Raw genomic sequence first — 16,824 nt, 5'->3', positions numbered from 1 at the left:
ACCCGGGCGGCCGCCGGAGGGCCTAGTACGAGCGTGGGAGACCGAGCGAGTGCTGGGCCACGAAGTTCAGGATCATCTCCCGGCTGACCGGCGCGATGCGCGAGATGCGCGCGGCCTGCAGCATGGCCGCGAGCCCGACCTCGCGGGTCAGACCCGAACCGCCGTGGGTCTGGATCGCCTGGTCGAGTGCCTTGATGCTGGCTTCCGCGGCCGCGTACTTGGCCATATTGGCCGCCTCGGCGGCACCGAACTCGTCACCGGCGTCGTAGAGCACCGCGGCCTTCTGCATCATCAGCTTGGCCAGTTCCAGCTCGATCTTGACCTGGGCCAGCGGATGCGAAATGCCCTGGTGCGCACCGATCGCCGACTTCCAGACCGTGCGCTCCTTGGCATATTCCACCGCCCGGTCGATGGCGTAGCGGCCGAGGCCGACCGCCATGGCCGCGCCCATGATGCGCTCGGGATTCAGGCCGGCGAACAGCTGGGCGATGGCGGCGTCCTCGGACCCGACGAGGGCATCGGCGGGCAGGCGCACGTCGTCGAAGAACAGCGTGAACTGGTTGTCCGGCTCGACGATGTCCATCTCCTGGACGTTCTTCACCAGGCCGGGCGCGTCGACCGGCACGATGAACAGCGCGGGCTTGAGCTTGCCGGTCTTGTGGTCCTCGGTGCGCGAGACCACCAGGATGGCCTCGGCCTGATCGACACCGGAGATGAAGATCTTGCGGCCGTTGAGGATCCAGTCGCCGCCGTCACGCCGGGCGGTGGTGGTGATCTGATGCGAGTTGGAGCCGGCGTCGGGCTCGGTGATCGCGAAGACCATCTTCGACGAGCCGTCGGCCAGCTTGGTCAGCCACGTCTGCTTCTGCGCGTCGGTGCCGTACTTGGTGATGATGGTGCCGCAGATCGCCGGGGAGACGACCATCAGCAGCAGCCCGGCGCCCTGCGCCGCCAACTCCTCCTGCACCAGCGCCAGCTCGTACATGCCCGCGCCACCGCCGCCGTACTCCTCGGGCAGGTTCACGCCGAGGAAGCCGAGCTTGCCCGCCTCGTCCCACAGCTCGGTGAGCGGCTCGTTCTTGCGCGAGAGCGGCAGCACGTAGTCGCGGTAGTTGTACTTCGACGCCAGCGCGGCGACCGCCGCGCGCAGCGCCTTCTGCTCTTCGGTTTCGTGGAAGCTCATGCCTGCTCCTGCTCTTCTTCCTCGACGACGGCGAGGACGGTTCCGACCTCGACCTGCTGGCCGACGGTCACGTTGAGTGCACTGAGGACGCCGGTGGCCGGCGCGACGATCGTGTGCTCCATCTTCATGGCCTCCAGCCACAGGATGGGCTGACCCTGGGTGACCTGGTCGCCCTCGGCGGCGCCGAGGCGGATCACGCTGCCGGGCATGGGCGCGAGCAGCGAACCCGCCGCGACCTGCTCCGACGGGTCGGTGAAACGGGGCAGCCTGCGCGCGGCGACCGGGCCGAGCGGCGAGTCGACCGCGACGAGGTCGCCGTAGCGGGCGATCTCGAACTGGCGGCGCACCGGACCGCGCTCGCCCGGCACCGCCAGCACCACGCGCTCGGGCGTCACCGAGATCAGCGCGAGGCCGTCGTGGCCGTCGACCTCGATGTCACCGGCCCTGGTGAACCGGTACCGCACCTCGTGCGTGCCGCTGGTACGGCTCTCGTAGGACTTGCGCTGCGGCTGCGAGGCCAGATTGCGCCAGCCGCTCGGAGCGAGCTTGGCGAACCGGTTCGTGGTGTGCGCCAGCGCCGCGTCGGCGAGGGCGGCGGCCACGATCGACAGCGCTTCGTCGGCGTCCGACACCAGCGGCGCGGACAGCGCGGCCAGGTCGTGGGTCGCGAAGAACGCGGTGTCGGTGTCACCGGCCAGGAACGCGGGATGCCGCAGCACCCGCACGAGCAGGTCGCGGTTGGTCACCAGGCCGTGGATCTTGGCCCGCTGCAACGCGGTGGCCAGCAGATGCGCCGCCTCGGCCCGGGTTTCGGCGTAGGAGATGACCTTGGCCAGCATCGGGTCGTAGTGCACGCCGACGAGCGAGCCGTCCACGACACCGGTGTCGAGCCGTACGCCCGCCTGCTCGAGGACGGTGAACTCGCCTGCGGTGAACGGGATCTCGATCCTGTGCACCGGACCGCTCTGTGGCTGCCAGTCGTGCGCGGGGTCCTCGGCGTAGAGCCGGACCTCGATCGAGTGGCCGCGCTGGGCGGGCTGGGTCGCGGGCAGCGGCAGACCCGAGGCCACCTGCAACTGCAGGCGGACCAGATCCAGGCCGGTGGTCTGCTCGGTGACCGGATGTTCCACCTGGAGACGGGTGTTCATCTCCAGGAAGAAGAAGTCACCCTTCTCGTCGGCCAGGAACTCGACGGTGCCCGCGCCCTCGTAGCCGATCGCCTCGGCCGCCAGCCGGGCCGCCTCGAAGAGCCGATCGCGCATGCCGTCGATCTTCTCGACCAGCGGCGAGGGCGCCTCCTCGACGACCTTCTGGTGCCGTCGCTGGATCGAGCACTCCCGCTCACCGACGGCCCAGGTCTTGCCGAAAGTATCGGACATGACCTGGACTTCGATGTGGCGGCCGGTCTCGAGGTAGCGCTCGCAGAACACGGTCGGATCGCCGAAGGCCGACTCCGCCTCGCGCCGCGCGGCGGCGATCTGATCGTTCAGCTCGCCCAGCTCACGCACCACGCGCATACCGCGACCACCACCACCGGCGGACGCCTTGATCAGCACCGGCAGGTGCGCCTCGGTGACCTCGGCGGGATCGAGCTCGGCGAGGACGGGGACACCGGCCGCGTCCATCATCTTCTTCGACTCGACCTTGGAGCCCATCTGCTCGATCGCCGCGACCGGCGGACCGATCCACACCAGGCCGGCGTCCAGCACCGAGCGCGCGAATTCGGCGTTCTCGGAGAGGAATCCGTAGCCGGGGTGGATGGCGTCGGCCCCGGCCGAGAGCGCGGCCTCGATGATCAGCTCGCCGCGCAGGTAGGTCTCGGCGGGGGTGTTGCCGGGCAGCCGGATGGCCGCGTCGGCCTCGGCCACGTGCGGGGCCGCGGCGTCGGCGTCGGAGTAGACCGCGGTGGTGCCGATCCCCATCCGGCGGCAGGTGGCGAACACCCGGCGCGCGATCTCACCACGGTTGGCAACCAATACATTCGTAATCGCCATGTCGCGCCTCACATTCGGAAGACGCCGAAGCCCTCGGCGCCCTGGATCGGGGCTGTGTGAATGGCCGACAGGGCCATCCCCAGCACGGTGCGGGTGTCGCGGGGGTCGATGATGCCGTCGTCGAAGAGCCTGCCCGACAGGAACATCGGCATCGCCTCGGCCTCGATCTGCGCCTCGACCATGGCGGCCAGCCCGGCGGCCGCCTCCTCGTCGAACGGCAGGCCCTTGGCCTCGGCCGCGCCGCGCTGCACGATGGTGAGCACGCCGCCCAGCTGCGCGCCGCCCATCACGGCCGACTTCGCGCTCGGCCAGGCGAACAGGAAGCGCGGGTTGAACGCGCGCCCGCACATGCCGTAGTGACCGGCGCCGTAGGACGCGCCGACCAGCAGCGAGATGTGCGGCACCGTCGAGTTGGCGACCGCGTTGATCATCATCGCGCCGTGCTTGATGATGCCGCCGTGCTCGTAGTCCTTGCCGACCATGTAGCCGGTGGTGTTGTGCAGGAACAGCAGCGGCGTGTTCTTCTTGTTCGCCAGCTGGATGAACTGGGTGGCCTTCTGCGATTCCTCGGAGAACAGCACGCCGCGCGCGTTGGCCAGGATGCCGATCGGGTAGCCGTTGATCTCGGCCCAGCCGGTGACCAGGCTGGAACCGTAGAGCGGCTTGAACTCGTCGAAGTCCGAACCGTCGACGACGCGGGCGATCACCTCGCGCGGATCGAACGGGATCTTCAGATCCGAGGGCACGATGCCGAGCAGTTCCTCGGGATCGTAGAGCGGCGAGATGACCTCGGCGCGCGGCTCGGGGCCCTGCTTCTTCCAGTTCAGCCTGCGCACGATGTTGCGGCCGATCCGGATCGCGTCCTGCTCGTCGGCGGCCATGTAGTCGGCCAGACCCGAGGTGCGGGCGTGCATCTCGGCGCCGCCGAGGGTCTCGTCGTCGGAGTCCTCACCGGTGGCCATCTTCACCAGCGGCGGCCCGGCCAGGAAGACCTTCGCGCCCTCCTTGACCATCACCACGTAGTCGGACATGCCGGGGATGTAGGCGCCACCGGCGGTCGAGTTGCCGAACACCAGCGAGATGGTGGGAATGCCCGCGGCCGAGGCCTGGGTGAGGTCGCGGAACATCGCGCCACCCGGGATGAAGACCTCCTTCTGCGTCGGCAGATCCGCGCCGCCGGACTCGACCAGCGAGATCACCGGCAGCCGGTTCTGCTTGACGATCTCGTTGATGCGCAAGGTCTTACGCAGGGTCCACGGGTTGGAGGTGCCACCGCGCACGGTCGGATCGGGCGCGACGATCATGCACTCGACGCCCTCGACGATGCCGATCCCGGCGATCGTGGACGCGCCGACGTGGAAGTCGCTGCCCCAGGCCGCGAGCGGGCACAGTTCGAGGAACGGCGAGTCCTCGTCGAGCAGCAGTTCGATGCGCTCACGGGCGGTGAGCTTGCCGCGCTTGTGGTGCCGGGCCACCTTGTCGGGGCCGCCACCGGCGATCGCCTTGGCGAACTCGGCCTCGACCTCGGTGAGCTTGGTGGCCATCGCCTCGGCGGCGGCGGTGTACTCCGGCGACGCGGTGTCGACGGCGGAACGGAAGGTCGTCACGACTGGTACCCCAATACTTTCGACGCCAGCATGGTCAGGATCTCGTTGGTGCCACCGCCGATGCCGATGATGCGCACATCGCGGTAGATGCGCTCCACCTCGGACTCGCGCATGTAGCCCATGCCGCCGTGCAGCTGGACCGCCTGGTTGGCGACCCATTCCGCGGCCTCGACGGCATTGTTCTTGGCGAAGCAGACCTGGGCGATCTGGTTCGTGTCCCCGGCGACGAAGCGCTCGACCAGGGCCCGGGTGTAGGTGCGCGACACGTCGACTCGCTGGGCCATCTCGGTCAGCGTCATCTGCACCTTCTGGCGGCTGATCAGCGGGCGGCCGAAGGTCTCCCGGTCGCGGCACCACTGCACGGTCAGGTCGAGGGCGCGCTGGGCCAGCGAGTACGCCTGCACCGCGAGGCCCACCCGCTCGCTGACGAACGCGTTGGCGATCTGTGCGAAGCCGGTGTTCTCGCCGCCGACCAGGTTCGCCGCGGGCACCCGCACGTCGACGTAGGACAGCTCGGCGGTGTCCGAGCACAGCCAGCCCATCTTCTCCAGCTTGCGGCTGACGGTGAAGCCGGGCGTCTCGGTGGGCACGATGATCAGCGAGACGCCCGCCGCGCCCGCGCCGCCGGTGCGGACCGCGGTGACGACGAAGTCGGCCCGCGTGCCCGAGGTGATGTAGGTCTTGGCGCCGTTGATGATGAAGTCGTCGCCGTCGCGCACCGCCGTCGTGGTCAGGTGGCCGACGTCGGAGCCACCGCCGGGTTCGGTGATGGCCAGCGAGCCGATCAGATCACCGCGCAGCGTCGGCACGGCCCACTTCTCGATCTGCTCCTGATTGCCGGAAGCGATGATGTGCGGCAACGCGATTCCACAGGTGAACAGCGAGGCCCACAGCCCGCCGGAGGCACCGGCGAGATGGATCTCCTCGCCGACGATCATCGAGTCGACGATGCTGCCGCCCTCGCCACCCGCCGATTCCGGGTGCTCGATGCCGAGCAGGCCGAGTTCACCGGCCTTCTTGTGCAGTTCGCGGGGCAGTGCGCCGTCGCGTTCCCAGGTGTCGAGGTCGGGCAGGATCTCCCGCTCGACGAAACCGCGCACCGTGGCGCGCAGTTCCTTACGTTCCGGTGTGTCCCAAACAGATGTCATGCGAACAGCTCCGTCGGCATATCGATGTGGCGGGAGCGCAGCCATTCGCCGAGCCCCTTGGCCTGCGGGTCGAACCGTGCCTGGTAGGCGACGCCCTTGCCGAGCAGACCGGAAATGATGAAGTTGACGGCCCGCAGGTTCGGCAGCACGTGCCGGGTGACGGTCAGCTCAGCCGTCTCGGGCAGTAGTTCCTGGAGCTTGCCGACCGTGAGCGTGTGCACCAGCCAGCGCCACTGCTCGTCGGTGCGGACCCAGACGCCGATATTGGCGTCACCACCCTTGTCACCGCTGCGGGCCAGGGCGATGGTGCCGAGCGGGACGCGAGCGGTCTCCGAAGGCGGCAGGTCGGCGGGCAGCTCGGGTTCGGCGACCGGTTCCAGCACCGCGGTTTCCGCGGCGGGCTCGATGGCGACGCGGGTGCCGTCGGCCAGCACCGCGGTGTGCGGCACCTCGTGCGCGTCGACGAAGCCCGGCGTGAAGACGCCGTAGGGCGAGCCGTTGCCCGGCAGGGTGGTGAAGGTCGCGCCCGGGTAGCTGGCCAGCGCCAATTCCACGGCGACATTGGAGAATCCGCGGCCCACCTTGTTCGGGTCGGGGTCGCGCACCACGCAGCGCAGCAGCGCGCTGGCCTGCTCCTCGGTGTCGGCGTCGGGACGGTCGAGCCGGGCCAGGGTCCAGGTCAGCTCGGCGGGCTTGGCGGGCAGCCAGGCTTCCAGCTGTCGTTGCGCCAGCGCGGCCTTGGCCTCGATCTCCAGGCCGGTGAGGATGAACTCCATCTCGTTGCGGAAGCCGCCGAGGGTGTTCAGCGAGACCTTGAGCTGCGGCGGCGGCGCCTCACCGGTGACGCCACTGATCAGCACCCGGTCCTTGCCGTCCTGGCTCAGCTCGATGCTGTCGAGGCGGGTGGTGACGTCGGGGCCCGCGTAGCGCACGCTCTGGATCTCGTACATGAGCTGGGCTTCGACGGTGTCGACGGTGACCGCGCCGCCGGTGCCGTCGTGCTTGGTGATGACGCTCGACCCGTCGCGGCGGATCTCGGCGATCGGGAAACCGGGGCGGCCGAGGTCACCGAGCTCGGTGAAGAAGGCGAAGTTGCCGCCGGTGGCCTGGGTACTGCACTCGATCACGTGACCGGCGACCACGGCACCGGCGAGGGCGTCGTAGTCGGTGCGGCCCCAGCCGAAGTGGGCCGCGGCGGGACCGACGATGACGGAGGCGTCGGTCACCCGGCCGGTCACGACGATGTCGGCGCCGGAGTTCAGGCACTCGACGATGCCCCACGCGCCGAGGTAGGCGTTGGCGGTCAGCGGCTGTCCGAGGCCGAGGTCGGCGGCGCGGCCGATCAGGTCGTCGCCCTCGACGTGCGCGATCTTGGCGTCCAGGCCCAGGTCGGCGGCGACCTTGCGCAGCCGCTCGGCCAGCCCGGCCGGGTTGAGGCCGCCCGCGTTGGTGACGATCTGGACGTTGCGCTCCAGCGCGAGGGCCAGGCAGTCCTCGATCTGCTTCACGAACGTCTTGGCGTAGCCGAGGCTGGGGTCCTTCATCCGGTCGCGGCCCAGGATGAGCATGGTGAGCTCGGCGAGGTAGTCGCCGGTCAGCACGTCGAGGTCGCCGCCCTCCAGCATCTCGCGCATCGCGCTGAGCCGGTCGCCGTAGAACCCGGAGCAGTTTCCGATCCGGATCAGGTCCGGGTCCGCCGAGAGTGCACTCATGAACCCCAGGATCACATCGGTTCAGAAAAAAAGCAAGCATGCGTGCTTGTTAATTGCGGGCAATCCACCAGGCAAGATGGAAGCCATGTCATCGGTCCTCCTCTTCGCCCTGGCCGGCTTCCTGCTCGGCGGCGCCTACACGACCTGGAAGAACAACCGCGCGATGTCGATCGCCCTGATCGCCGCCGCCGTCCTCGCCGCCATCGGCGCGGCCCTCTGGCTGCAGTAGCTGGACGGCGCTGACCACCAGGCCGACGCCCACCCAGCAGGCCTGGCGCGCGTACCAGCGCGAACAGCAGCGTGGCTGAGCTCAGCTCGGGGCGCTGAGCTTGAAGATGCGGACGTCTTCGGGGACGCCGTTGAGGGGGGCCGCCCAGAAGTTGCGTTTGTAGGGCTTGACGGTGGCGCCCAGTTCGTCGAGGGTTTCCGGGCGCAGGGCGGCGAGGGTGGTGCTGGACAGCATCGTGTTGCCGTTGCCGCCGGCCTCCATCATGCGGGCGGCGATGTTGACGTCGACGCCGAGCCAGTCGCCGCCGATCTCGCGGGGGGAACCGGTGTGCAGGCCGACCCGCATGCGGGGCTTGTAGCCCTCCACCTCGACCGCGGCCAGGTTGCGGCGGGCGGCGACGGCGGCGCGGACCGCGCGATCGGGGGACGAGAAGACCGCCATCAGGCCGTCGCCCATGCGCTTGACCACCTGACCGCCCCGCTCGGCGATCGGCGGCTCGATGGCCTTGGCGACCTTGCGCAGCAGTTCCAGGGTGCGCTCGTCGCCCGCGGACAGCGACCAGCTGGAGAACGCGACCAGGTCGGTGAACACGATGGTCACCTCCTCGGTACCGCGACCGCGGCCGATCCGCTCGAGCGCGGCCTGCCACACCTGGAGCGCGCCGAAACCGATCTCCCTGGCCGCGCTGGGCGTGCCACCCACGATCTTGTCCGCGGCACGGGCGACCGCGCGGGCGCCACCGGGACCGGAGACCGAGAGCGGATCGCCGAACGCCGGGTCACCGGGGAGCTGCTGACGAGCCTTGCGCACCGCACCGATCACATCGGCACGCCGATTGGCCGCCTGCAATTTCGAGGAGAACTGGACGCGCCGCCGACCGGACCGGGCATCGTCGGCGTCCGACGTCTCGGACCGCTCATTTTCGGTGGGCTCCAACGGGATAACCACCTCCGCGGCAGCGTCACGCCGCCGCGGATCAACCCCGCCAGAAGGCGTTTCACTCACGCCCAGATCGTACCTGTTCCGGCCCGCTGCTCTTCCAGACGAAAAGAAGCCCTCGGCGTCCGGGCAGCGGACGCCGAGGGCGGTCCCGGGCATCTGCGAGGGCAGCCCGGGACGTTTGTCAGGCGTCTCGGCGGTTGATCATCACCAAGGCACCGGCGAACACGATCGCCACGAACACAGCGAAGTAGATCAGACTGCCCCACACGCCCCAGTGCCAGTTGCCCGAAACGTCCTCGACGGTCAGGAATCGGTTGGCGTTCTGGAACGGCAGGAACGGCTTGACGGTACGGCCGAAGCTGCCGAACGCGCCGAGCAGACCCTCCAGCAGCAGCGACCACAGCACGATCAGCGAGATCGCGGCGGCGGACTGGCGCACCAGCACGCCGACGCCGATGGCGAGCACCACGCACAGGAAGGCGTAGATCGGGATGCCGTAGATGGCGCGCCAGTTGCCGTCGAGCACCAGCTCCGGCGCGTCGTCACCGACGAACAACTTGGCCACCACGAAGGCGATCAGCGCGAGCACGCCGGTCAGCACCGCCGCGTACCCACCGACCAGGCCCGTCTTGGACAGCACCACCTTCGTGCGGTTCGGCACCGCGAGGAAGCTGGCGCGGATGACGCCGAAGCGGTATTCGCTGGTGACCGTCAGCGCGGCCATGATCATCAGCACCATCACGCCGAAGCCGGAGACACCGGAGACCACCACGCTCGGGGTGAGCAGCGTCGGCACGTCCCCCGGCTGGGTGTTCTCGGCCTTGGTGACCAGGGCGATCAGCACGGCGAGGCCGATGCCGAGGAGCACGACGATCGCCGAGCACCACCAGGGCGACCGGGTCGAGGTGAGCTTGATTCGTTCCGCAGCGAGCACGCCCATCAGAGCGCACCTCCCATCACCTGGTCGAGGCCCGCGCCGTGGTACTCCACGGCGCCGCCGGTCATCCGCATGAACGCCTCCTCGAGCGACGCCTGCTGCGGCGCCAGCTCGTAGAGCGTGACGTTGTTGGTGCCCGCCACCTTGCCGACCTCGTCGCTGGTCACCCCGGCGACGATCAGCGCGGCGTCACCCTCTTCCCGCACGGTCATGCCGTGCGAGGTGAGCAGGCTGCGCAGCTGGTCCAGCTGCGGGCTGCGGACCCGGACCGACTGCTCGGAAGCGCGGTCGATGAAGTCCTTGGTGGTGGTGTCGGCGATGAGCTGACCACGGCCGATGACGATCAGGTGCTCGGCGGTCTGGGCCATCTCCGAGAGCAGATGGCTCGACACCAGCACGGTGCGGCCCTCGGCGGCCAGGCGCTGCATGAAGCGGCGGATCCAGAGGATGCCCTCGGGGTCGAGGCCGTTGACCGGCTCGTCGAACAGCAGCACCTTGGGGTCACCGAGCAGCGCGCCGGCCAGGCCGAGCCGCTGGGACATACCCAGCGAGAAGCCGCCGGCGTTCTTGCCGGCCACCTCGGACAGGCCGACCAGCCGCAGCACCTCCTCGACCCTGGACTTGGGGAGGTCGTTGGAGGCGGCCAGCCACTCCAGGTGCGCGCGCGCCGATCGGTTCGGATGCACCCACTTGGCATCCAGCAGCGCGCCGACCTGGGTCAGCGGACGCTCCAGATCCTCGTAGCGCTTGCCGTCGATCAGCGCGGTGCCCGAGGTCGGCCGGTCCAGGCCGAGGATCATCCGCATGGTCGTCGATTTACCGGCACCGTTGGGTCCGAGGAACCCCGTCACCTGTCCGGGATGGACGGTGAACGAGAGGTCCTGCACCGCGACGGTCTGGCCGAATTGCTTCGTCAGGCCCTTCAGCTCGATCATGCGCCCCAGCTTGCCGCACGAAGATGGCGAGCGCGTCGCCGTGAGGTCGCGAGTCGGGTCATCCTCGAGGATGACCCGACCCCGAGACGGGGACTACCGGGCTGGGGAGGAAGCCTGAGCCCAGAAGCGCTTGGGGATGCGGCCCGCCTCGCGGGCCAGGTAGCCGGCGCGGACGGCGGCGGCCATGGCCGAGGCCATCAGTTCCGGGTCGCGTGCCCTGGTGACGGCGGTCGCCAGGAGGACGGCCGAGCAGCCCAGTTCCATGGCGAGGGCGGCGTCGCTGGCGGTGCCGATGCCCGCGTCGAGGATGACCGGCACGCCAGCGGCGGCCACGATCATCTCGATGTTGTGCGGGTTGCCGATGCCGAGGCCGGTGCCGATGGGGGCGCCGAGGGGCATCACCGCGGCGCAGCCCGCGTCCTCGAGCCTGCGGGCGAGCACCGGGTCGTCGTTGGTGTAGGGCAGGACGACGAAACCGGCGTCGACCAGCTGTTCGGCGGCGTCGAGCAGCTCGAACGGGTCGGGCAGCAGGGTGCGCTCGTCGGCGACGACCTCGAGCTTGACCCAGTTCGTCTCCAGCGCCTCGCGTGCCAGCTGCGCGGTGAGCACGGCCTCGGCGGCGGTGCGGCAGCCCGCGGTATTGGGCAGCAGGGTGATGCCGAGGCGCTGGAGCAGGTCGAGCACGCCCGTGCCGCCCGCCGCGTCGACCCGGCGCATGGCGACGGTGGTGAGCTCGGTGCCGGAGGCGATCAGGGCCTCTTCGAGGACGGCCAGGTTCTCGGCGCCGCCGGTGCCCATGATCAGGCGCGAGCCGAACTCCTTGTCCGCGATCCGCAGCGGTGCCGGCTCAGCCACCCTGCACCGCCGTCAGCACCTCGATGGTCCAGCCACGGCCGACCGGCTCGTCCCAGCGCGACTTCGGGAACACCGCGCCGTCGACCGCGAGGGCAACGCCCTGACACGGCAGTTCGAGCCTGGTCAGCAAGTCGCGGATGCTGAGCGGCTCGGCGAACTCGTGGTCGACACCGTTGACGGTGACGCCGATCGGGATGGTCGAGGTCATCGAACTCCTCCTGGGGACAGCCGCAGCGCCGGAAAGCGTTGCGGTGATGCGATCTCCGCGATGGCGGACGACTCGGCGTCGAGCAGTCCGGGGACGAGGGTCGCGGTGAGCGCGAGGGTGAGCATGCCGTTGCGGCCGTGGCCGGTGGCGGCGACGACCCGGTCGTCGAGCGCGCCGAGCAAGGGCAGGTTGTCGGGGGTGCCCGGCCGCGAGCCCGCGTTCGCCTCGGCCAGTTCGTATTCCGCGATGCCGGGCAGGATCGCCTCGGCGTCGGCGATCAGGTCGCGGACCCCGCCGACGGTCACCGCGGTGTCGAACCCGGCCTCGTATTGGGTCGCCCCGACGACGATCCCGTCCGCGCGCGGCACCAGATAGACCTGCCTGCCGTGCACCCTGGCCCGGATCACCCGGCTCGGCGCCGGTTGCACGCCCGGCCGGTGCCGCAGGCGCAGGATCTCGCCCTTGACCGGGCGCACCGGCAGCCCGGGCCACAGCTCGGCGGAGTGCGCGCCCGCCGCGAGCACGACCCGGTCGTGTGGCAGGTCGGCGAGGGCGGTGACGGCTTCGGTCCGGATCAGCACCCCGGCGCCGGCGCAGGCGGCGCGCAGGGCGGTCAGCACCCGGCGATTGTCGACGGCGGGTTCGGTGGTGGCCAGCAGCCCGGCACGCACGGTGCGGGCCAGCGCCGGTTCGAGCGCCCGCACCCCGGCCCGGTCGAGGACGCGCAGGTCGTGACCGAATCCGGCGAGCCAACCGGCGACGGTACGCAGGTCGGCGGCATCGGCGCCGTCGAGGGCGACGGTGAGCGTCTCCTCGGCGACGAACACCGACTCACCGGTGATCGCACGCAGCCGCTCGGCGAAGGCGGGCCAGGCGGCCAGCGCGGCGGCGCCGAAGGCCAGCACCCGGTCCTCCCCCGGCCAGCCTTCCGACAGCGGCGCGAGCATGCCGCCCGCCACGAACGACGCGCCCGAGCCGGGCGCCGGATCGAAGACGGTGACGGTCCAGCCCGCCTCGGCGGCCTGCCATGCGACAGCGAGTCCGACGGCGCCGCCGCCAACGACCGCCAGAGTCCGCATCACGTTCCACCTGTCTTTTTCCGCCTACCGAACGCCTCGGCGTTCGCGTCTCCACGGTAGCGCGACTACCGTCGACACTGTGCAGCCCTCCCATCCGAATCGTTCCGTCCCGCCCAGGGAGCGCCTGTCGAACGCGCTGCTGTATCTGTGCACCGACGCGCGCCGGGAGAAGGGCGATCTGGCCCGTTTCGTCGATGCCGCGCTAGCCGGTGGCGTCGACATCGTCCAGCTCCGCGACAAGGGGTCGCCCGGTGAGGCCGAGTTCGGCCCGCTGGAGGCCAAGGCCGAGCTCGGCGCGCTCGCCGAGATCAAGGCCGCGACCCGCAGGCACGGCGCGCTGCTCGCGGTGAACGACCGCGCCGATATCGCGCTGGCCGCCGGCGCCGACGTCCTGCATCTCGGACAGGGCGATCTCCCGCCCGCCTACGCCCGCCGCATCCTCGGCCCCGACGTCGTCATCGGCCGGTCGAGCCACAGTCGCGCCCAGGCGGGCCTGGCGGCGATCGACGGTCATCTCGACTACTTCTGCACCGGCCCGATCTGGACGACCCCGACCAAGCCGGGCCGCCAGGCGGCGGGCATCGACCTGGTGCGCTCCACCGCCGACGGGCACCCGACGATGCCGTGGTTCGCGATCGGCGGCATCGACACCGAACGCCTGCCCGAGGTGCTCGCCGCCGGTGCGCGCCGGATCGTCGTGGTCCGCGCGATCACCGCGGCCGCCGATCCGGAGGCGGCGGCGCGCGAGCTCAAGCAGGCGCTGGTCGCCGCGGCGGGATAACGAATTCAGGTCAGCAGCGCGGTGAGCGCCTCGGCCAGGTCATCGCTGGGCTCCGGGCCGATGGTCACCTCGTCGCCGGGTCCGTCGGTCTGCGCGTGCAGCCAGAAGAACCCGCGATCGGCGAGTTCGACGGTCCGAGGCAGGTCGGCGACGGGCTCGGCGGCGAAGCGCAGACGCAGCGGCACCGCGCGCAGCTCCACCCACGCCGCGGCGAAACCCGGGTGCAGCGGGAGGTCGTCGACCTCGTCCTCGGCCACCCAGACCAGCTCGGAGCTCTCCTTGTTGGCGACGGTGGGCAGCGGGAACTCGGCGTCGGCCAGCACGGTGGTGTAGGTCCAGCCGCTCGGCGCGGTCATCGTCAGCCGTTCGGCGCGCACGCGCAGCGCGTCGGCGGTGATGCCCGCTTCCTCCCAGGCCTCCCGGACCGCGGCGTGCTCGGCGCTCTCGTGGGAATCGCGCGCGCCGCCCGGGATCGCCCAGGTACCGCCCTGATGACTCCACGGCGCCCGGTGCTGTAGCAGCACCGCCGACCCACCCCGGGGCAGCGGCGCGCGCAGCAACAAACCCGCCGCGCCGTACTTGCCCCAGTGCCGAACTCCGCCCGGACTGTTCGACCAGCCGTCTCCGTCACCGCGCATCCAATACTCTTTCCTCCGTAGCAGCCGAGCAGCAACCGCTTCGGGAGTGTCTGAGGGGCTGCGCCACCGGTAGGACCACAATAAACTCCGCACCACGAGGGGTGCGCGGACAGCACGGGGAGGTGAACGATGGTCGAACCCGGGAATCGCGATGCCTCGACCGAGGTCGCGGCCGTTCGTTCCGGCCCGTCGTCGCAGGCCACGCAGGGTGCACAGGGCTCGGTGGCGGCCGCGGCCGAGCCGGTGACGGGCCGCCGCGCCGCGTTGCGGAAACCGGCGATCGTCGTCGACCGGCCGCCCGCGCCGGATGTGAAGGCGCTGCGTGCGCAGTTCCACCCCGCCCGGATGCGCGGCTTCGTGCAATCGTCGCCGGGCCGGCTGGTGGCTGCCGGACTGGTGCTGATGGTGCTCTGCGTCACGGCGGGCGCGGTGACTTCGACGACCGTCAGCGACCGCCAGCAAGCTCTCGGCGTCCTGCTCGACGACACCGAACCCGACGCTCACTCGGCCAATCACCTCTACACCTCGCTCTCCATCGCCGACGCCGCCGCGGGCACCGCGTTCATCGCGGGCGGGCTGGAGCCGAAGGCCGTGCGCGACCGCTACACCCAGGCCATCGGCGAGGCCGCCGCCGAACTGGTGACCCAGGCCGGGCATATCTCCGTCGAGGAGGCCGCCGACCCGTCGGGCACCGATCGCAAGCTCCGCACCGGCATCGCGACCGGGCTGCCGGTCTACACCGGCCTGATCGAGACCGCGCGCGCCAACAACCGCAACGGCTACCCGGTCGGCGCCGCCTATCTCAGCGAGGCGTCGCACCAGATGCAGACGACGCTGCTGCCGATGGCCGAGGAGCTGGAGAACCACCGCCTCGACGCGGTCACCGCCGCCCAGCACCGGCACGTGCTGCCGCCGTGGCCCGCGATCGTCCTGCTGATGGCGACCCTCGGCGCCCTGCTCTGGGTCCAGGTGGAGCTGGCCAAGCGCTCGCGCCGGGTGTTCAACATGGGTCTGCTGATCGGCACCGGCGCGCTCGCGCTGACGCTGGTGTGGACGGTGGCCGCGGGCTCGGTGTCGGCGGTGTCGATGATGCGCTGCCGCGACCAGGGCGCGGTGCCCGCCGCCCGGCTGGCCGAGAGCCGCATCCTGGTGCAGCAGGCCAGGTCGGCGGAGATGGTCAAGCTGGTCCGCCGCGACGCCACCGGCGACTACGACCGCATCTTCGACACCAACACCACCCGGCTCACCGAACTGCTCGCCGGCTACCCCCAGGACGCGCCGGCGCGCACCGAGGTCGCCGACGCCCGCGCCGCGCTCGCGCGCTGGCAGTCCGCGCATCAGCGGATGAACGACACCCTCGCGCGCGGCGATTTCACCGGCGCCGCCGCGGTCGCCACCGGACCGAGCGCCGCCGACGCGGCCGCCCAGGTCGACGCGATCGACCGCGCCCTGGACAAGGCCGCCGCGGCGACCAGGGACACCCTGCGCGACAAGGTCTCCCAGGCCATCGACGTGCTGGCCTTCCTCGCCCCCGGCGCGTTCGTCCTCGGCATCGTCGCGGCGGTCTGCGTCGCGCTCGGGCTCTGGCCCCGGCTGCGGGAGTACCGGTGAGGCGCGGGCGGATCGCCGCGGCGCTGCTGCTCACGGCGGCGGCGCTGCTCGGCGGCTGCGCCGACAGCACCCCGGCACCGGACGACAACAGCGTCTACTCCGAACCGCCCCTGCCCGCCAAGGCGATCCCGATCGGCACCGACACACCGGTGCCCGCCCGCGGCGGCGAGCAGTGCGGCGACCCGACGGCCAGCCTGCGCCCCAGCACCTCGCGCGGTCCGACGATCGACGCCATCCGCGCCCGCGGCAGGCTGATCGTCGGCCTCGACGCCGGCAGCAACCTGTTCAGCTTCCGCGACCCGCTGACCGGCCGGATCGTCGGCTTCGACGCCGACATCGCCCGCGAGATCGCGCGCGACCTGCTCGGCAACCCCGATCTGATCGAATACCGCAGCCTCGCTTCGGAAGAGCGCGAACGGGCGCTGCAGGATCACACCGTCGACCTGATCGCCAAGACGATGACGATCACCTGCGAGCGCCGCCAGCGGGTGGCCTTCTCCACCGTGTACCTGCGCGCCGACCAGCGCGTGCTCGCGGTGAAGAACTCCGGCATCAACAGCCTGGCCGACCTGGCGGGCAAGCGGGTGTGCGTGGTGCGCGGCACCACCTCGCTCGACCACATCCGCCGCGATCAGCCCGCCGCCACCATCCTGACGGTGCCGACCTGGGCGGACTGCCTGGTGGTGCTGCAACAGCGCCAGGTCGACGCGGTGAGCACCGACGACGCGATCCTGGCCGGCCTGGCCGCGCAGGACCCCTACACCGAGGTCGTCGGCGAGAGCATCAGCGCCGAGCCCTACGGCATCGGCATCCCGAAGGGCGACGACGACCTGGTCCGCTTCGTCAACGCCACCCTGGAGCGCATCCGCAACGACGGCACCTGGACGCGCATCCACCGCCGCTGGCTCGCCTCCCTCGGCGAGACGCCGAGCCCGCCCGCTCCGAAGTACCAGGACTGATCGACG

At 70.8% G+C, this 16,824-nt stretch carries 16 protein-coding genes; 4 read left to right on the top strand and 12 right to left on the bottom strand.

The window, feature by feature from the left end; genetic code table 11:
* Positions 1-22: 22 nt before the first annotated feature.
* Genes AB0H54_RS02715 through AB0H54_RS02695 form a run of 5 tightly spaced genes read right to left on the bottom strand, consistent with a single transcriptional unit; the run spans position 23 to position 7,644 of the window.
* Positions 23-1,183 carry an acyl-CoA dehydrogenase family protein gene (locus AB0H54_RS02715; protein ID WP_357342295.1) on the bottom strand — a complete coding sequence of 387 codons (1,161 nt, stop codon included), beginning with the start codon at positions 1,181-1,183 and terminating at the stop codon, positions 23-25.
* Positions 1,180-3,177, bottom strand: coding sequence for a biotin carboxylase N-terminal domain-containing protein (locus AB0H54_RS02710; RefSeq protein ID WP_357342294.1), 1,998 nt, complete (start codon positions 3,175-3,177; stop codon positions 1,180-1,182). The genes AB0H54_RS02715 and AB0H54_RS02710 overlap by 4 nt, the downstream gene beginning before the upstream one ends.
* Positions 3,178-3,185: 8 nt before the next feature.
* Complete coding sequence (locus tag AB0H54_RS02705; protein ID WP_355274500.1) at positions 3,186-4,784, bottom strand: carboxyl transferase domain-containing protein; 1,599 nt, start codon at positions 4,782-4,784, stop codon at positions 3,186-3,188.
* Entirely contained in the window at positions 4,781-5,932 is a 1,152-nt protein-coding gene (locus AB0H54_RS02700) for an acyl-CoA dehydrogenase family protein (protein WP_357342292.1), read from the bottom strand. Before AB0H54_RS02700 ends, AB0H54_RS02705 begins: the two co-directional genes overlap by 4 nt.
* Entirely contained in the window at positions 5,929-7,644 is a 1,716-nt protein-coding gene (locus AB0H54_RS02695) for an acyclic terpene utilization AtuA family protein (RefSeq protein ID WP_357342291.1), read from the bottom strand. Before AB0H54_RS02695 ends, AB0H54_RS02700 begins: the two co-directional genes overlap by 4 nt.
* A gap of 85 nt (positions 7,645-7,729) precedes the next feature.
* Between AB0H54_RS02695 and AB0H54_RS02690 the strand changes: the two genes are divergently transcribed.
* On the top strand, positions 7,730-7,873 hold the full coding sequence (locus tag AB0H54_RS02690; protein ID WP_355274678.1) for a hypothetical protein: 144 nt from the start codon (positions 7,730-7,732) through the stop codon (positions 7,871-7,873).
* An 81-nt stretch (positions 7,874-7,954) separates the two neighbouring features.
* Here the strand turns inward: AB0H54_RS02690 and AB0H54_RS02685 are convergent, their stop codons facing one another.
* The 6 genes from AB0H54_RS02685 to thiO form a co-directional block, all read right to left on the bottom strand.
* A complete protein-coding gene (locus AB0H54_RS02685) occupies positions 7,955-8,722 on the bottom strand; it encodes an adenylate/guanylate cyclase domain-containing protein (protein WP_355274673.1) in 768 nt (255 codons plus the stop codon).
* 274 nt (positions 8,723-8,996) lie between these two features.
* On the bottom strand, positions 8,997-9,755 hold the full coding sequence (locus AB0H54_RS02680) for an ABC transporter permease (protein WP_357342289.1): 759 nt from the start codon (positions 9,753-9,755) through the stop codon (positions 8,997-8,999).
* Positions 9,755-10,687: an ABC transporter ATP-binding protein gene (locus tag AB0H54_RS02675; protein ID WP_355274513.1), complete on the bottom strand. Its 933-nt coding sequence runs from the start codon at positions 10,685-10,687 to the stop codon at positions 9,755-9,757. Before AB0H54_RS02675 ends, AB0H54_RS02680 begins: the two co-directional genes overlap by 1 nt.
* A 93-nt stretch (positions 10,688-10,780) precedes the next feature.
* Entirely contained in the window at positions 10,781-11,542 is a 762-nt protein-coding gene (locus AB0H54_RS02670; RefSeq protein WP_355274516.1) for a thiazole synthase, read from the bottom strand.
* Positions 11,535-11,750 (bottom strand): sulfur carrier protein ThiS, encoded by a 216-nt coding sequence (gene thiS / locus AB0H54_RS02665; protein WP_336087772.1) that lies wholly within the window; start codon positions 11,748-11,750, stop codon positions 11,535-11,537. The genes AB0H54_RS02670 and thiS overlap by 8 nt, the downstream gene beginning before the upstream one ends.
* Complete coding sequence (thiO, locus tag AB0H54_RS02660; RefSeq protein ID WP_357342287.1) at positions 11,747-12,829, bottom strand: glycine oxidase ThiO; 1,083 nt, start codon at positions 12,827-12,829, stop codon at positions 11,747-11,749. Before thiO ends, thiS begins: the two co-directional genes overlap by 4 nt.
* A gap of 79 nt (positions 12,830-12,908) precedes the next feature.
* On the opposite strand from thiO, the gene thiE reads away from it, so the two are divergent.
* A complete protein-coding gene (gene thiE / locus AB0H54_RS02655) occupies positions 12,909-13,610 on the top strand; it encodes a thiamine phosphate synthase (RefSeq protein WP_357342285.1) in 702 nt (233 codons plus the stop codon).
* Positions 13,611-13,615: 5 nt separating this feature from the next.
* Here the strand turns inward: thiE and AB0H54_RS02650 are convergent, their stop codons facing one another.
* Positions 13,616-14,248: an NUDIX hydrolase gene (locus AB0H54_RS02650; protein WP_357342283.1), complete on the bottom strand. Its 633-nt coding sequence runs from the start codon at positions 14,246-14,248 to the stop codon at positions 13,616-13,618.
* A 129-nt stretch (positions 14,249-14,377) separates the two neighbouring features.
* Here AB0H54_RS02650 and AB0H54_RS02645 point away from each other — a divergent pair, with 129 nt between their 5' ends.
* Both AB0H54_RS02645 and AB0H54_RS02640 read left to right on the top strand, forming a co-directional pair.
* A complete protein-coding gene (locus AB0H54_RS02645) occupies positions 14,378-15,859 on the top strand; it encodes a hypothetical protein (RefSeq protein ID WP_355274528.1) in 1,482 nt (493 codons plus the stop codon).
* Positions 15,856-16,818: a glutamate ABC transporter substrate-binding protein gene (locus tag AB0H54_RS02640; RefSeq protein ID WP_357342281.1), complete on the top strand. Its 963-nt coding sequence runs from the start codon at positions 15,856-15,858 to the stop codon at positions 16,816-16,818. Before AB0H54_RS02645 ends, AB0H54_RS02640 begins: the two co-directional genes overlap by 4 nt.
* Positions 16,819-16,824: the final 6 nt, after the last annotated feature.

The sequence above is a fragment of the Nocardia sp. NPDC050718 genome, from assembly GCF_040654235.1.
Taxonomy (GTDB): Bacteria; Actinomycetota; Actinomycetes; order Mycobacteriales; family Mycobacteriaceae; genus Nocardia.
This window is presented reverse-complemented; position numbering and strand designations above follow the sequence as displayed.

Bases quoted from the DNA above. Each gene is read 5' to 3' on its own strand.
- AB0H54_RS02715 (WP_357342295.1), bottom strand. From the start codon at position 1,183: ATGAGCTTCCACGAAACCGAAGAGCAGAAGGCGCTGCGCGCGGCGGTC.
- AB0H54_RS02710 (WP_357342294.1), bottom strand. From the start codon at position 3,177: ATGGCGATTACGAATGTATTGGTTGCCAACCGTGGTGAGATCGCGCGC.
- AB0H54_RS02700 (WP_357342292.1), bottom strand. From the start codon at position 5,932: ATGACATCTGTTTGGGACACACCGGAACGTAAGGAACTGCGCGCCACG.
- AB0H54_RS02695 (WP_357342291.1), bottom strand. From the start codon at position 7,644: ATGAGTGCACTCTCGGCGGACCCGGACCTGATCCGGATCGGAAACTGC.
- AB0H54_RS02690 (WP_355274678.1), top strand. From the start codon at position 7,730: ATGTCATCGGTCCTCCTCTTCGCCCTGGCCGGCTTCCTGCTCGGCGGC.
- AB0H54_RS02680 (WP_357342289.1), bottom strand. From the start codon at position 9,755: ATGGGCGTGCTCGCTGCGGAACGAATCAAGCTCACCTCGACCCGGTCG.
- AB0H54_RS02675 (WP_355274513.1), bottom strand. From the start codon at position 10,687: ATGATCGAGCTGAAGGGCCTGACGAAGCAATTCGGCCAGACCGTCGCG.
- thiS (WP_336087772.1), bottom strand. From the start codon at position 11,750: ATGACCTCGACCATCCCGATCGGCGTCACCGTCAACGGTGTCGACCAC.
- thiO (WP_357342287.1), bottom strand. From the start codon at position 12,829: ATGCGGACTCTGGCGGTCGTTGGCGGCGGCGCCGTCGGACTCGCTGTC.
- AB0H54_RS02650 (WP_357342283.1), bottom strand. From the start codon at position 14,248: ATGCGCGGTGACGGAGACGGCTGGTCGAACAGTCCGGGCGGAGTTCGG.
- AB0H54_RS02645 (WP_355274528.1), top strand. From the start codon at position 14,378: ATGGTCGAACCCGGGAATCGCGATGCCTCGACCGAGGTCGCGGCCGTT.